The sequence below is a fragment of the Marinitoga okinawensis genome, from assembly GCF_055387075.1.
The window spans coordinates 74,693-89,598 of the sequence record NZ_AP042422.1; the positions used below are offsets into that span (position 1 = coordinate 74,693).

14 protein-coding genes are annotated in these 14,906 nt (G+C 25.6%); 8 read left to right on the forward strand and 6 right to left on the reverse strand.

Annotated features, from left to right (window positions below):
• Window positions 1–21: 21 nt before the first annotated feature.
• The 4 genes from murQ to ACZ5CK_RS00365 are packed head-to-tail and all read left to right on the forward strand — an operon-like array spanning window position 22 to window position 2,982.
• On the forward strand, window positions 22–912 hold the full coding sequence (gene murQ, locus ACZ5CK_RS00350; protein WP_464581922.1) for an N-acetylmuramic acid 6-phosphate etherase: 891 nt from the start codon (window positions 22–24) through the stop codon (window positions 910–912).
• Window positions 913–940: 28 nt separating this feature from the next.
• A complete protein-coding gene (locus ACZ5CK_RS00355; protein ID WP_464581923.1) occupies window positions 941–1,870 on the forward strand; it encodes an SIS domain-containing protein in 930 nt (309 codons plus the stop codon).
• Between the two features lie 24 nt (window positions 1,871–1,894).
• Window positions 1,895–2,299: an amidohydrolase family protein gene (locus tag ACZ5CK_RS00360; RefSeq protein WP_464581924.1), complete on the forward strand. Its 405-nt coding sequence runs from the start codon at window positions 1,895–1,897 to the stop codon at window positions 2,297–2,299.
• A 56-nt stretch (window positions 2,300–2,355) separates the two neighbouring features.
• On the forward strand, window positions 2,356–2,982 hold the full coding sequence (locus ACZ5CK_RS00365) for an amidohydrolase family protein (RefSeq protein ID WP_464581925.1): 627 nt from the start codon (window positions 2,356–2,358) through the stop codon (window positions 2,980–2,982).
• Window positions 2,983–3,431: 449 nt separating this feature from the next.
• Here the strand turns inward: ACZ5CK_RS00365 and ACZ5CK_RS00370 are convergent, their stop codons facing one another.
• Window positions 3,432–4,868, reverse strand: coding sequence for a DUF4209 domain-containing protein (locus ACZ5CK_RS00370; RefSeq protein ID WP_464581926.1), 1,437 nt, complete (start codon window positions 4,866–4,868; stop codon window positions 3,432–3,434).
• A 179-nt stretch (window positions 4,869–5,047) separates the two neighbouring features.
• Between ACZ5CK_RS00370 and ACZ5CK_RS00375 the strand changes: the two genes are divergently transcribed.
• Window positions 5,048–6,646 carry an IS1634 family transposase gene (locus tag ACZ5CK_RS00375; protein ID WP_464581211.1) on the forward strand — a complete coding sequence of 533 codons (1,599 nt, stop codon included), beginning with the start codon at window positions 5,048–5,050 and terminating at the stop codon, window positions 6,644–6,646.
• Between the two features lie 107 nt (window positions 6,647–6,753).
• Here the strand turns inward: ACZ5CK_RS00375 and ACZ5CK_RS00380 are convergent, their stop codons facing one another.
• The 4 genes from ACZ5CK_RS00380 to ACZ5CK_RS00395 all read right to left on the reverse strand — a co-directional run bounded on the left by ACZ5CK_RS00380 (window position 6,754) and on the right by ACZ5CK_RS00395 (window position 10,080).
• Window positions 6,754–7,206, reverse strand: a complete 453-nt coding sequence (locus ACZ5CK_RS00380; RefSeq protein ID WP_464581927.1) for a hypothetical protein — start codon at window positions 7,204–7,206, stop codon at window positions 6,754–6,756.
• A gap of 53 nt (window positions 7,207–7,259) precedes the next feature.
• Window positions 7,260–7,622, reverse strand: coding sequence for a 4-fold beta flower protein (locus ACZ5CK_RS00385; RefSeq protein WP_464581928.1), 363 nt, complete (start codon window positions 7,620–7,622; stop codon window positions 7,260–7,262).
• Window positions 7,623–8,280: 658 nt separating this feature from the next.
• Window positions 8,281–8,814: a hypothetical protein gene (locus ACZ5CK_RS00390; protein ID WP_464581929.1), complete on the reverse strand. Its 534-nt coding sequence runs from the start codon at window positions 8,812–8,814 to the stop codon at window positions 8,281–8,283.
• 3 nt (window positions 8,815–8,817) lie between these two features.
• Window positions 8,818–10,080, reverse strand: coding sequence for an AAA family ATPase (locus tag ACZ5CK_RS00395; RefSeq protein WP_464581930.1), 1,263 nt, complete (start codon window positions 10,078–10,080; stop codon window positions 8,818–8,820).
• A 280-nt stretch (window positions 10,081–10,360) separates the two neighbouring features.
• On the opposite strand from ACZ5CK_RS00395, the gene istA reads away from it, so the two are divergent.
• The 3 genes from istA (at window position 10,361) to ACZ5CK_RS00410 (ending at window position 13,676) form a co-directional block, all read left to right on the forward strand.
• The gene (gene istA, locus ACZ5CK_RS00400) at window positions 10,361–11,560 is read left to right on the forward strand and encodes an IS21 family transposase (protein ID WP_464581931.1); all 1,200 of its coding nucleotides are present in this window, start codon (window positions 10,361–10,363) and stop codon (window positions 11,558–11,560) included.
• A 9-nt stretch (window positions 11,561–11,569) separates the two neighbouring features.
• Window positions 11,570–12,343 (forward strand): IS21-like element helper ATPase IstB, encoded by a 774-nt coding sequence (istB, locus tag ACZ5CK_RS00405; protein ID WP_464581932.1) that lies wholly within the window; start codon window positions 11,570–11,572, stop codon window positions 12,341–12,343.
• Window positions 12,344–12,428: 85 nt separating this feature from the next.
• Window positions 12,429–13,676: an IS256 family transposase gene (locus ACZ5CK_RS00410; protein ID WP_464581024.1), complete on the forward strand. Its 1,248-nt coding sequence runs from the start codon at window positions 12,429–12,431 to the stop codon at window positions 13,674–13,676.
• Between the two features lie 626 nt (window positions 13,677–14,302).
• Here the strand turns inward: ACZ5CK_RS00410 and tmk are convergent.
• Window positions 14,303–14,902 carry a dTMP kinase gene (gene tmk, locus ACZ5CK_RS00415; protein WP_464581933.1) on the reverse strand — a complete coding sequence of 200 codons (600 nt, stop codon included), beginning with the start codon at window positions 14,900–14,902 and terminating at the stop codon, window positions 14,303–14,305.
• Window positions 14,903–14,906 lie beyond the last annotated feature (4 nt).

A 14,906-nucleotide genomic window follows, 5' to 3' on the forward strand; every position in this document is an offset into this window, starting at 1 on the left:
TCAATGATCAGAGGTGAAAATATGTTAGATAAAATAGAAACAGAATTATCAAATCCGAAAACTAAAAATATTGATAATTTAGAAATTATAGAAATTCTACGTTTAATAAATAAAGAAGATGCTATTATACCAGTAGCAGTAGCAGAAAATCTGGAAAAAATAAAAGAAGTTGTGGGATTTTGTATAAATTCTCTAAAAAATAATGGGAGAATTATATATTGTGGTGCAGGGACTAGTGGAAGGGTTGCAGTAGTTGATGCAGTGGAAACAGTTCCAACATTTGGTGTAAAAGAAGGAACTTTTTTACCATTGCTTGCTGGAGGAGAAGAAGCATTTTTTAGATCACTTGAAACAGTGGAGGATGATATTAAAGAAGGAATTAAAAATTTTCTTTCAAAAAAACCAAATGAAAATGATACAGTTATTGGTATTACAGCAAGTGGAAGAACTCCATATGTAAAAGGAATTTTGGAAAAATCAAAAGAAATAGGTTGTAAAACAGTACTTATTTGTAATGTGAAAGATCCAGAAATAAATTTTGCAGATATAACAATTTCTCTTAGAACGGGTCCTGAAGTTATTACAGGTAGTACAAGAATGAAAGCAGGGACTTCACAAAAGATTGTGTTGAATATGATTAGCACAACAACAATGATTAAAATGGGTAAAACATATGGGAATTATATGGTTGATGTTCAAATTTTAAATAAAAAATTGGAAAAAAGAGCAATAAAAATGATTTCTGATATAACTGGAGTTGATTTTAATAGAGCAGAGAAATATCTAAAAAAAGCTGATTATAATGTTAAATTAGCAGTTTTAATGATATTATCTGGAAAGACAAAAGAAGAATGCGAACAAGTTCTTGAAAAAACAACATTTCTTTATGAAGCATTAGAGATATTAAAATAAAAATTGTATTTTTTAAGAAGGTGAAAGGATGAGAGGTAAATACACGATAAAAGAAATAAATAGGATACCAGAATTATTAAAAAAAGGGAAAGAATATAAAATAACATATGACAAAGATAAAAAATATACATTTATCGGATGTGGATCATCATATAATTTAGGGTTAATAACAACAAAAATGCTAAATAAAAATGGGTATAAATCAAATGTAATATCAGGTGGTGAAGTAATAGTATTTGATAAAGTACCACAAACAGACATAGGAATATTTATATCAAGAACAGGAGAATCGACAGAAACAGTAAAAGCGGTAGAAAACTTCAAAAAAAGAAAAATAAAAACAATAGGTATAACATGTACAGCAGATACAACATTAACAAAAGTATGTGATGAAACATATATATTTGAATTTGCAAATGAAGAAAGTGTAGTAATGACAGGATCATTTGTATATATACTCAATTTCTTACTAAATGGAATAAAAAAAATAGATATAATAAAAGATGCAGAAACAGTATTATCAAAAATAAAAGAACAAATAGATACAATAGACCTAAAAAAATATAATCACTATGTATTTCTAGGATATGAAGAAGAATATGGAATATCAAAAGAAGGGGCATTAAAAATACAAGAAATGGCGATACAAAATGTAGAATATCATGAGCCATTAGAATACAGACATGGACCAAAATCAATATTAAATGAACATACACTAGTAGTAATAAACTCAAAAGATACAAAAAAAGAAGCAAAATTAGCAGAAGAACTAAAAAACATGGAAGCAGAAGTTATACTAATAGGCAAAGGAAAAGACATAGATATACCATATAACAATGGATATGAAACACCATTAAGAATGATACTTCCGCAATATCTTGGATATAAAAAAGCACTAATTGAAGGATATGATCCTGATCAACCAAGAAATTTAACTAAATCTGTTATTTTAGATTAAAAAAATTAAAGAGGTGTATAATTAATGGAAATTAAAAATATTCTTATAGTGGATCCTATTGATGGTGAATATATTGGAGATATTATTATAGAAAATAATATTATTAAACAAATCATTAAAAAAGATAATAATTATTATGATTATATTTTGATGCCAGGATTTGTTGATACGCATACTCATGGATATATGGGTGTAGATTTTATGAATGCAACTAAAGAAGATTTAAAAAAATGGTCAGAATTGAACTTTTCTCATGGTGTAACAAAATTTTATCCAACAACAGTATCTGCATCAAAAAAACAATTAAAAGAAATAGTAAATAATTTTCAATCTATACTTTCTATTTCTGGAATACATTTAGAAGGTCCTTATATAAACAAAGAAAAAAAGGGGCACAAAACGGAGCATATATATATTCTCCAAAATTAGGTGATTTAAAGGAAATAATAAATGAAAATGTAAAACTAATAACAATGGCACCTGAAGTGGAAAATTTCTTTGAAGTTATTGATTATTTAAAAGAAAATGGTGTGATTATTTCTTTAGGTCATTCAAATGCAAATTATAAATTGTTTAAAAAAGCATTAGAAAAAAATATAAATAGAATTACTCATTTTCCAAATGCTATAACGTCATTGCATCATAGATCAATTGGTGGTGTTGGTGCAGGATTACTTGAGAATTTTAAATTAGAAATGATTGTGGATAAAATTCATTCTTCGTCAGAGTTTATAAAATTGGTTTATAGAATAAAAAATATTGAAGATATTATATTAATTACAGATTCCATTTCTGCAACAAATTTGGAAGATGGTGAATATTCTCTTGGTGGATTAAAGATTATAGTTAAGAATAAAAAAGCGACATTAGAAGATGGAACAATAGCTGGAAGCACATTAACCTTTGATGATGGGGTTAGGAACTTTTATGATATTACGCAATGTTCATTAAAAGAACTGGCAAAAGTTTCTTCCTATAATGCTATTCAAAATCTAAGTATTAAAAATGAAGGAAGAATAAAAGAAGGATATATTGCCAATCTCATCCTTCTAAACAGAAATCTTGAAATCAAAAAAACTATTTTCCACGGTAATACTGTTTATGAAAAATAATCATAAAAAAGTACAGGTGGAATTGACTAATTTCACTCATATTATTATTTTTAATACTTTGTTAATAGATAAAACCGGCTCTCCCCCGGTTTTATCTATTTGATTTTAGAGGGACTTTCAAAATTAGTTTTTATAATACATATATGAATTTTTATACCATCTTTTTCTTCCAATTAAGAATTTTCCTTTTGATTGTTTTAAATTTAAACCATTAATTGATTCTATTTCAAATAAACATTTAAGCTTTAAAGTCCTCTTTTTCTTCTTTTAAATGCCTGTATATATTGGTTAAAAATAGTAAATGTTTCATAATATACCTATAAATTATAATCATGAGAAACATATTTTTGCATTTAAAAACATAACAGTATAATGAAATTTTTGATTTTATAAAACTTGCTATTGCATATAAAAATAATTTATGAATACTAAATATAAAATTATTAAAATCATTTTTTTTCTTTTACCAAAGCTAAACATAAAAGTGCATGAAATACTCTATCAGCAGAAATTTGATTAAAATCTTCTACATTGCTTATACCGTGACACATATTGTTACGAAGATTCCACCCTCTTGGATCAGTAAGTAATACTCTTAAATACAAAGACATATCCTCTGTTAAAATGTCAATTACTCTATTTTCTCTTAATAGTTCATCCAATGTTTTATAATTAAATCCACCAGAACGAGAAATCTTTAAAACAGGGATTCCGGTTAATTCTGCTAAATTTCTAATTATTGCTTCAATTTGTGGAATCAAAATATGTAAAGCTTTTATAAATTCTTTATTTAAATATGCCTCTATTCCTTGAATTAAAAATTCTTTTCTTTTTTCATCGAAAATTGGTGATTCATAAAAATAATCAACAATCTTTTTAACATCTAAATTAAATTTTTTTATTAATGTATTTATTGTTTCATTTAAAAGAAATGCATCAATTCTCAAATTTTGCGAAATTTGAAGAATTATATGTCCATTCATATCTTTTTCTAATGAGCCTACTGAACAAATTACACGCCCTTCTCTATCTATAATTTTTCTGCTAAATAAATATGTAAGAGGTGCTTCTTGAGATAATTCTCTTAATTGCGTTTTAATTTCTTCTTTTTTAGGAATATAATATAAAGCAACATTTTTCAAAGAATTTCTTAAATCATTAACTATTATATTGTCAATGAATTTTTTAATTTCTTCATTTGAAATTTTTATGGAAGCTTCTATTGTCTTTAATTCAGATACTACATTTTTACCAATTTCTTTAATTTCAGTAGAAATTCTATCTGCTGCTTCTTTTAACCCATATTTAGTATAAAAATGATATATTTCCTCCAACAAAGAGCTTTTAACAAAAAATGAAATTTGTTCTGACTGTTTTTGAATTACCTTCTCAAGTTGAATTAATACCTCTTTTACTTTTTCTTTCTTTTGATACCTGGAATAATAATCTACTAATAAAACTACTGCTCTCTTAGCTGCCCAATAATCATTTTTCATCAATAATCTTTTAAACCTCTCTTCTAATCTGTCAATAATCACTTGTTTTTTATCTTTACTTAGTTTTATATTTTTATTTTTAACAAGTAACTCATATGAAAATCCCCATAAACCTGGCTTATCATCTTCTGCTATTTTTTCTTCATAATTAATAATTGTATCTATTAATTTCTCTATTCGTTCCTTATCCTTAATACTTAATGCTATAGATAAAACTCGCTTGGTTTTATTTTTTATTACATCTACAGTATATTTATGTAAATCTTTTTCCATAATTTCTACAACACTATCTACAAAAATCTGAGCAATTGAATAATCAGGCTTTTTCCCTGTAATTTTAGAAGAAAAATCCCATACTAAATTAGAATATCGCGCTCCTGACTTTGACACAAAAATGGCGATTTTTGGGTAAATAGGACGGTAGAATGCGGGTTTGAGGTGCGTATTTTTCAGGAAGTCGAAAAAATGTGTGGCTAACTTTTGTTACATATAATTAACTATACATATTGTTATTTAGCTTCTTTTAGTGGTATAATATATATGACAACCACTAAAAGGGGATGATTATAATGTATCCTAAAATATCAAAAGTTAAAGGTAAGAGATATTTAAGGATAATGGAAAGTGTAAGAGAAGGTAAGAAGGTTAAACAAAAGACAGTGGTAAATTTTGGAAATGTTGATAATTACACTAAAAAAGATATAATTAAACTTGTAGATAGTTTGTTAAGGATATTTGAAATAGAAGGATACGAAAAAATAGATGATGATTTAATGGAAGAAATAGCAAGAAAGAATTACGGAATACGATTAATAGTAAATAAGATATTTGACAGATATGAAATGAAAAGATATTTTGAGAAGATGAATACAACATATGATGTAGAAGAGATGTTAAAAATAATGGTAATGAATAGAATAATAGAACCGAGGAGTAAATTAGGAATATTTAATAATTTAGAATATTTAGGATATACACCAGTAGAAGTTAGTGAAGGAAAAGAATTAGAAAAAGATGAAGTTATGTTGCATTGGTTGTATAGAACATTAGATGTATTAGCAGAAAATAAAGAAGGTATAGAAAAACATTTGTATAATCAAAGAATAAGTTTGTTTAATACAACAGTAGATTTAGTATTTTACGATGTAACTACATTAGCCTTTGAAACACAACAAACAAATGAGATATTACAAATGGGATATTCAAAAGATAAGAAATTTAATGAATCACAAATAGTATTAGGTATGTCAATAGATCAAGATAAAATGCCAGTGAGTTTTGATATATATCCAGGTAATACATTTGAAGGACATACATTTAAAGATGCAGTTGAAACAATGAAAAAAGAATATCAATTAGGAAAAGTAATAGTAGTATCAGATAGAGGAATGATGAGTAAAAAAAATATAGAAGTAGTAGAAAATTCCAATTATGAATTCATAGTAGGTAAATCAATTAAACAATTAAAAAAAGTAAATATATTTGATGGAGAATTCATAGAAATAGCAAAAGGAATAAAATATAGAGAAGTTCAATACGATAATAATAGATTACTCATAATATATTCAGAAGAAAGAGCTAAAAAAGATAGAGCAGATAGACTTAGATTAATTGAAAAAGCAAAGAAAATGCTTGAAAATAATAATGTAGATTCAATGAATAAAAGAGGAGCTAAAAAATATTTAAAAGAAGAAAATAAACAGAATTATATATTAGATAATGAAAAAATAAAAAATGATGAAAAATACGATGGATATTATGGAATAATGACAAATACTAAATTAAATCCAAAACAAATATTAGAACAGTATCATACATTATGGAAAGTAGAAGAAACATTTAGAACATTAAAAAATTATCTAGAAACAAGACCTATATTTCATTGGACTCCTAAAAGAATAAAAGGTCATATAGTAATGAGTTTCATATCTTACATAATGCAAAGAACATTAGAATTAGAACTAGAAAAAAATAACATTGATTATTCACATGAAAAAATTAGAGAGACTATTAAAAATATGGAATATTCAGAAGTAAGATTAAAAGACAAATTATTTGCATTAAGAGCCAATTTAAATGAATTTCAAAAATCAATATTAAAAATATTAGAAATAGAAAAACCTAAAAAAATGATGGATTTAGATGAATTTAAAGGAAAATACTTCTAAAATACGCATGAATAGCTAAAAAGAGGGAGGTGTGTGGCTAATTTCTCTTTTTACAAAAAGTTAACAATCGCTGTTTTTCTTATTATTTCTCTTTTTGAGAATTTGAGTTACAAAAGTAGTGTCAAACTCAGGAAAATCTGAGCAATTGAATAATCAGGCTTTTTCCCTGTAATTTTAGAAGAAAAATCCCATACTAAATTAGAATATCGCGCTCTAAGAATTGGATGTTTAGATTCTTTAGCTCTTTTTTCCCAATAGATGATGATTTCAGAGCTTAATTTCTGGATGCTTGGATATTCAAACATGTCTCCTTTTTCATTTGACCAAACAGAAAAAGGTCCAAAATAAGTGCCCCAACACGTTTTATCATCAGTGCAATTCTCTATCAAATCAAAAGCTATTTGTTCCCAAATTAAAATTTCTGGAGGATCTTTTTCAAACTCATTTTTTATAAAACTTTTAATTTTTTGCGATATTTCATATTCTGATATTTTCCCTGATATTGCATCTAACTCATATAAAAACTTTTCTATTTCTTTATTTCTATGTCCTTTATTCATAAACATATCTGCTCCTTTCATTGGAAAACATTATACATAACGTTCCAAATATATTATTGATAAAAGAATTCTTCTCCAGAAAAGTCTGACCATAATAGTTGTCTAACAGGTTTAAAAGGTTGGATCTCTTTTATACTTTTTATTGGATTTATTTGTTTTATGTTCTTGATAGGCTTTATGTGTTTTATAGGTTTGATCGGACCATATGCTGATGAAGTTTCAGTAAAGAAAACACATTTACCTGAATGTTCCATAACCCAACCATCTTCAAGCCAACCCAAATGTTTCCCAGAATACGTATAAATTGAGTTACCTTCAATATAAGCAACAGATGTTCCATCAAAAAGATAAATGTGTAGCCCATCTTCTGTATACGCAACTGCTCTACCTTCGTTGTCATAAAATGTTAATTCCATATATTCCACCTCCCAAAATATTGTTTAGCTATTTCGTATATTAACTGCTCATACATACTTTCTTAAAATAGTTATTATTTTTAAAACTGTTATTTTATATGTTCTTTTGTCTCCAAAAATAAAATTAATTTTAATTAGATAAACTAAAATCACACAATTTTTATATAAAATACTACACCAAAAAAACTCTCATATTCTTCAATTAAAAGTTTTTTGATTTTAAATTTTTCTTTATTTTCATATTAATATCTCCATACTAATTTTATCACAAAATTAATTCAGTTTATATCATAAACTAATTTTAACTATTTTTTAACTTTAATTAATATATCATTTGATAAATTAAAATTTAACTTTTTCACAATAAAAAAACTCTACATTACCCTTCAATAACAAAATTTATCAATCATATATCAGCTATTGTCATACAAGAAAATATAATTACTACAATCATCAATGCTTGTAGAAAAAAAGGGATGAAGTAAGGATTTCTTTTGATGTTTATGAATTTTTTGAGTTAATTCAGTAAAAAATAACCGGGCTTAAGCCCGGTTACAGTTTGTATATCTATTTTCATAATTTTCGCTTTAATTAATTAGAAACCATATTGTTATTTTTAAAATCCAAAGAAATCAATTGTTTTATTTTTCCAGTATATTTAATCAGCTATTATATTCATTTGATCAATAAAATATTTAAACGATTTGTTTTTTTGAATTGCAACTTTAATAGAAAAATTTTTTAAAATTTCAATCATAAAAGCTATACGTGAATCAAAGTTATCAGGTATTATACTATTAAATGATTCTTTCGTAATTTCATCGGTATTTTTAATTATGGGAATTTTCAACATTTGGCATTTTTCATTATTCAAGCCAGCAAGATACCAACTTTCAATTTCTTTTATAACTATAAATATTTTATCTTCATCAATATTTTTCAACATATGCTTTATTTCACTTTTTTTACTTGTTGTAGAGACTGTATTATCAATATCATGAGCAAAAATATAATCTGCATTCATTTTTTTTATACTAATAATAAAATTATTAACCTTATCTTTTTTCATTTTTGCATATTTTATAATATTTATCGAATTATATTTGCTGGATAATTTAAATCTTATTATCTTGTCAAAAAATCTTTCATCATCCTCTCCTTCAACAAAAATATATAATTGTTTAAAACTCATAATCTACCCCCTGAGTAAATTCTGAATAAATAATTCTTCAATTCCTATTTCGTTTTCTAAAAATATTTTCACTTCTTCTTTATCTGCTGGTCTGGAAATTGTAGAAAACCCCTTATCATCACGAGAAACTAATAAAATGTTATCCAAATTTGTATATTTTACTATTTCTGGATTATGCGTTGTAACAATAATTTGCTTCTTTTGTGATGCGTCTTCCATCATTTCTACCATTTTTGAAATAAGATAAGGATGAATATTACGTTCTGGTTCTTCAATAATAGTTAGATTTTTTTTCTCAAAATATAAGGTTATAATTAAAGCTATTATATTTATAGTTCCATCAGAGATTAAAGATGCTGGTATATAATTATTCTTAAAATATTTCTCTTCTAATTTAAAAAGCAAAGATTTGTCTGCTAATTTTTCTACATCAAGATTAGATATAAATGGCAAAATGTCTTTTACAAGATTAAAAAGTTTCTTTTTCTTATTCGTATTTTTTATAATATTATTGAGAATAATTGATAAATTACTTCCATCTTCCTCTAATTCAGCTTTTCCTGTAATTGGAATAGCTTTTTTTGGTAGTTTTGGATCAAAATCATAAATAGAAATATCGCTAAAAACTTCTATTAAAGGAAATGGAATAATAAAATAAGGAGTATTTATCAAAAGAATATTATTAGACAGCTTTTCTTTTATAAAAAATTGAGGATATATACTATCTTCTTTTATGGGAACATTATCAGGACTTTCAAGGTGTATTTTTATTTTACCATTATTTTCTCTTGATATAATGAGTTTTCCCTCACCAAGAAAATTATCTTCTTTCAGTTTTTTGCTCTTTTCTTCAGATTTAAAAATTTTAAGTTTTTGAACCAATTTATCTTTTATAATTTTATATTTTGAACTTCTTTTATAGAACTCTAATTCAAATTCATAAAATATTTCATGAATTTTTATTAAAAAAAATTCATCTTTAACCTTCTCAAGAAAAATTCTATCTTCATCAAAAGAAAATACAGATTCTATAGACAAATTTTCAGCTGAGCCAATATTTATATTTCTAATATATTCAACATCACCTTGTATAGAAATAGCGTTATCTAATCCTAACTTTGCGATATCTCTCAAAAATTCAAAAATATGAATGAAATTGGATTTTCCAGCTGCATTCGCACCTATTAATACATTAAAATTTTTGAGTTCAACTTCTAATTCATTAAAACTTTTAAAATTTTTAACCTTTAATTTTTTTATTTTCATTTTCTTTTCCTCCAAATAATTATGAATCTTACGCAAATAAGAATTTCTTCAACTTATTTATATCAAACAAATTTTCTGCTATTTCTATAATTCTTTCTTTTTTCAAAAGGTCGAATTTCTAACCTTTTTATTATTGATTAAAATTTTTAAAACTTTTATTTTATTACACTATAATTTTATCATAAATCTCCCCATTTACACAAGTATTCGTAGTTAAATTGTAAATGGTAAAATAAAAAAGAAATAATGGTATTCTCTCAGTTGAAGGGCGAATGCCAAAATGGAGAAAATGAAAAAACATTTAGAAATAATAAGGATGATGGGAATGAAACCAAACTTTTCAGAGTTAAGTAGAATATATGGATTTGATAGAAGGACAATAAAAAAATATTGGGAAGGATATGAAGGGAAACCAAAAACTAGAAATAAACCAAGTAAGTTAGATAAATATTTAGAAAAAATAACGATGTTACTTTCAATTAGAGGAATTACAATAAAAGCAGTATATGAAAGATTAAAAGATGAGGAAGGTGATAAAATAGGGACATATTCTAATTTTAGGAAATATGTAAAAAGAAAGGAGTTGATGCCAAAGAAAAATATAAAGGGACATCCAAGATTTGAAACATTACCAGGTGTGCAAGCGCAAGTAGATTGGAAAGAAAATATAAAATTACATTCAAAGAGCGGAGAAGAATATGAGTTTAATGTATTTAATTATAAACTTGGATATTCGAGATATTGTTATTTTGAATATAGAAGAAGTAAAACACAACAAGATGTATTTGAATGTTTAATAAATTCATTTAAAGCAACAGGTGGAGTTCCACAAGAAATATTATTTGATAATATGAGAACAGTAGTAGATATAACAGAAAATGGTAGAAGAATAAATAATAAAATGAAAGCATTTGCAAAAGATTTTAAATTTAAAATCAAATTATGTAAGCCAAGACATTCATATACTAAAGGAAAAGTAGAAGCAGCAAATAAGTTCATAAATTGGGTATTAGCATATGATTATGATTTCGAAAATGAAGAAGAATTAAAGGAAATTATTAGAAATATCAATAATAAGGCTAATAAGCAAGTAAATCAATCAACAAACATGCCGCCATTATTGTTGTTAGAAAAAGAGAAGGAGTATTTATCCCCTTCACCAAGTAGATTTATCATCGAATCATATATAGTCTCAACCACCACAGTAAAAGTCCAAAAAGATTCTCTGATACACTACAGAGGGAACAAATACTCCGTACCGCCAAAATATATAGGCAAAACTGTTAGTTTAAAAACTAACGGCAATGACCTATATATATATTATAACACAGAATTAATAACAGTCCATAAAATAACAGGTAAGAAAATAAACTATTTAAATGATCATTATAAAACCTTAATGTCAAAACATATAAAAAATAACGATGACTTAAATGAATTCTGCACAAACAATCTAAAAAAATTAGATAACTTTTTGTAGGAGGTAATAATGAATAACTATATAAAACTACAAAATAATTTAGATGAATTAAATTTGTTGAATATAAAAAATAATATAGATAAATATTTAGATTTAATAAACATGGGAGAAAAAAGCGTAATAGATGCATTATATGAATTAAGCGAATTAGAAGTAAAAGCTAAAGAAAAAAGAGCAATGAATGCATGTGTAAAAGTAGCAAATTTTCCATTTCTAAAAGGAATAGAAGATTTTGATTTTGAATTTCAACCAGGAATAAATAAACAAGAAATACTAGACTTAAAAAGTTTAAGATTTGTAGAAAATAATGAAAATATATTATTTGTAGGAACACCAGGAGTTGGCAAGACACATCTTGCCGTCTCCCTAGGAATAGAATGTGCAAAACATAGATATTCTACATATTTTATTCATTTTCAGGATTTAATGTCACAACTGAAAAAAGCTCACAAAGAAAATAGATTGGAAACTAGACTAAAACATTTTGCAAAATACAAAGTATTAATAATTGATGAAATAGGATATTTACCAATTGATACAGATGCATCTAATATATTCTTCCAATTAATATCAAAAAGATACGAAAAACACAGCACAATAATAACAACAAATATGCCTTTTTCAGAATGGGGTGAAATATTTGGAACACCTATGTTAGCCCAAGCAATATTAGATAGATTATTGCATCATTCTCATATTATATCTATCAAAGGTGAGTCATATAGGTTAAAAGAAAAAATGGAGTTTTTCGCTAATTCTTCGTCAAATTTCGTGAGACCATAAAAAATTTTGTGTAAATAAAAAGTAGAAAAAATAGGTAACCCTCTTCTTGGTATGGTAAAATAAAACCAAGAAGGGGGTATTTTAAATGGCAAAGAGAAAGAAAAAAGAAGAAAGTAACATTGAAAAATTAGCAAAGTTAATAGCAAGAGATCCTGAAGTAAACACAATGAAAGACGTATATGACAAGATAAAAGAATTGATGGGACCAATAATACAAGAAATGTTAGAAGCGGAATTAGAAGATGAATTAGGATATGAGAAATACGATAAGGAAAATAAAGAAACGGATAACTCCAGAAATGGATACAGCTCAAAAAAGGTAAGATCAAGCATGGGTGAGATGGAATTGAAAATACCCAGAGATAGAAAGGGTGAATATGAACCGAAAATAATACCAAAATATAAAAGAGATATTTCAGATATTGAAAGTAGAATAATAGGAATGTATGGTTTGGGATTAAGTACGAAAGATATAGTTAGGAATGTTGAAGATATATATGGTGTAGAATTATCAGCTGAAATGATAAGTAAAATTACTAATAAGATATTACCAGAAATTAGAGAATGGCAAAGCAGACCATTAGAAGAGATATACACTTTTGTTTTCATGGATGGAATAGTATTTAAAGTAAAAGATGATGGTGAGATAATTAAAAAGACTGCATATGTTGTAATAGGTGTAAATATTGATGGATTTAAAGAAGTTCTTGGTATATATATAGGTGAAATAGAATCATCAAAATTCTGGTTAAGAGTATTAAATGATTTAAAAAATAGAGGAGTTAAAGATATATTAATAGCTTCAGTAGATGGATTAACAGGATTCCCACAAGCAATTAAAGCAGCATTTCCTGATACTGTAGTACAAAGATGTATAATACATCAAATAAGAAATACATTAAAATATGTTAATTACAAAGATAGAAAAGAACTTGTAAATGATTTAAAAAAAGTATATAAAGCACCCAATAAAGATATAGCTTATTCAAACCTACAAGATTTAAAAGAAAACAAATGGACAAAATACAAATTGGCATTAGAAAGCTGGGAAAAACATTGGGAAACAATATCTCCATATTTTGATTATGGTGATGAAGTAAGAAAAATAATGTACACAACAAATGTAATAGAATCATTGAATAGGCAATATAGAAAAGTGACTAAAAATAAAACATCTTTTCCAAATGATGATGCATTATTAAAAATATTATATTTAGCAACAATAGATGCAACAAAAAGATGGACAGCTCGATATAGAAACTGGAGTAAAGTCCTAAACGAACTATCCATCTTTTTTAAAGAAAGAATCACAAAATACGTCTATAATTCTTAATGCAACTAAATTCAAAAACCTGAAATAATCAATAATACATAAAAACAAATACTAAAAACTAACGCCAAAAATATATTCTTAATTTAATAATGTTAAATCTTGCAGTGAAAATTGCAAAAAGGTGTTTGTTTTCAAAAACTCACATTAAAAACTTCTAGAAATTACTATTAAAGCATATTATAATATAGACGATAATTCATATGAAAATAATTTAAGAATTATAATCCAATTTAATTAATTTATTACCATCCAAGAAGAGGTATTTACACAAAAAATTACATGCTACCAATTTCGGTAGCATGTATTTTTTTTGTGTAAATATCTCTTTTAGATGGGAATAAATTAATAAATTGAATTATTATTTTTTCATTTCTTCAGGATAAATTAACCAACGGCCTTCTGGTTTCCAGGCTATTAATTTTTTTCTTGAAATCATTTTTCGTAATTTTTGTCCTGTTTTTTAACGTATTATATTATCATTATACCTTAAAAACGTTTTGTTTTCAACTTTTTGGAATAAAATAAAAATGTCCTGTTTTGAACCGAAATAGTCAAACAGGACATTTGTTTTCTTTTTATTTATAAAAACTTTATACTATTTTAATATTTATATTTTTCCATTCTTCTTATACCATATGTTTTTTTATAATATTCAATAAAATATCAAACTCTTCGTTTATATTCAATTCACCACTGATTATTTCGATATTTCTTTTTGGAAACCAATCCTTTAATTTCAAAAAACCTTCTCTAGCTTTTTCAAAAAATTCTTTTCCTTCACTTTCTATTCTATCCCTATTTTTATTAGCCATTCTTTTAAAAGACGTTTCAACAGAAATATCAACTACAATGGTTAAATCTGGCATAATTCCATCTAACGCGTGCTTATTTATTTCATATACTTCTTTCCAGCCTAATTCTCTTGCATAACCTTGATAAACAATTGATGAATCTACAAATCTATCTAAAATTATAATTTTTTCTTTATTTGGTTTAATTAATTCTTCTATTAATTGTGCTCTACTAGCTGCAAATAATAATGCTTCACTTACATGGCATATATTATAATTTCCCAAAAGTAATTCTCTTATTTTTTCGCCTAATTCTGTTCCGCCGGGTTCTCTATTCCAAATAACAGGATAATTCTTTAATTTAAAGTATTTCATTAATTTTTTTGATAATGTTGATTTTCCCGAACTCTCTATTCCTTCAAAAGTTATAAGCATGATT

What these genes read in the sequence shown, in the direction of transcription:
- murQ (WP_464581922.1), top strand. Translation starts at nt 22, where the DNA reads ATGTTAGATAAAATAGAAACAGAATTATCAAATCCGAAAACTAAAAAT.
- ACZ5CK_RS00355 (WP_464581923.1), top strand. Translation starts at nt 941, where the DNA reads ATGAGAGGTAAATACACGATAAAAGAAATAAATAGGATACCAGAATTA.
- ACZ5CK_RS00360 (WP_464581924.1), top strand. Translation starts at nt 1,895, where the DNA reads ATGGAAATTAAAAATATTCTTATAGTGGATCCTATTGATGGTGAATAT.
- ACZ5CK_RS00375 (WP_464581211.1), top strand. Translation starts at nt 5,048, where the DNA reads ATGTATCCTAAAATATCAAAAGTTAAAGGTAAGAGATATTTAAGGATA.
- ACZ5CK_RS00380 (WP_464581927.1), bottom strand. Translation starts at nt 7,206, where the DNA reads ATGAATAAAGGACATAGAAATAAAGAAATAGAAAAGTTTTTATATGAG.
- ACZ5CK_RS00385 (WP_464581928.1), bottom strand. Translation starts at nt 7,622, where the DNA reads ATGGAATTAACATTTTATGACAACGAAGGTAGAGCAGTTGCGTATACA.
- ACZ5CK_RS00390 (WP_464581929.1), bottom strand. Translation starts at nt 8,814, where the DNA reads ATGAGTTTTAAACAATTATATATTTTTGTTGAAGGAGAGGATGATGAA.
- ACZ5CK_RS00395 (WP_464581930.1), bottom strand. Translation starts at nt 10,080, where the DNA reads ATGAAAATAAAAAAATTAAAGGTTAAAAATTTTAAAAGTTTTAATGAA.
- istA (WP_464581931.1), top strand. Translation starts at nt 10,361, where the DNA reads ATGGAGAAAATGAAAAAACATTTAGAAATAATAAGGATGATGGGAATG.
- istB (WP_464581932.1), top strand. Translation starts at nt 11,570, where the DNA reads ATGAATAACTATATAAAACTACAAAATAATTTAGATGAATTAAATTTG.
- ACZ5CK_RS00410 (WP_464581024.1), top strand. Translation starts at nt 12,429, where the DNA reads ATGGCAAAGAGAAAGAAAAAAGAAGAAAGTAACATTGAAAAATTAGCA.
- tmk (WP_464581933.1), bottom strand. Translation starts at nt 14,902, where the DNA reads ATGCTTATAACTTTTGAAGGAATAGAGAGTTCGGGAAAATCAACATTA.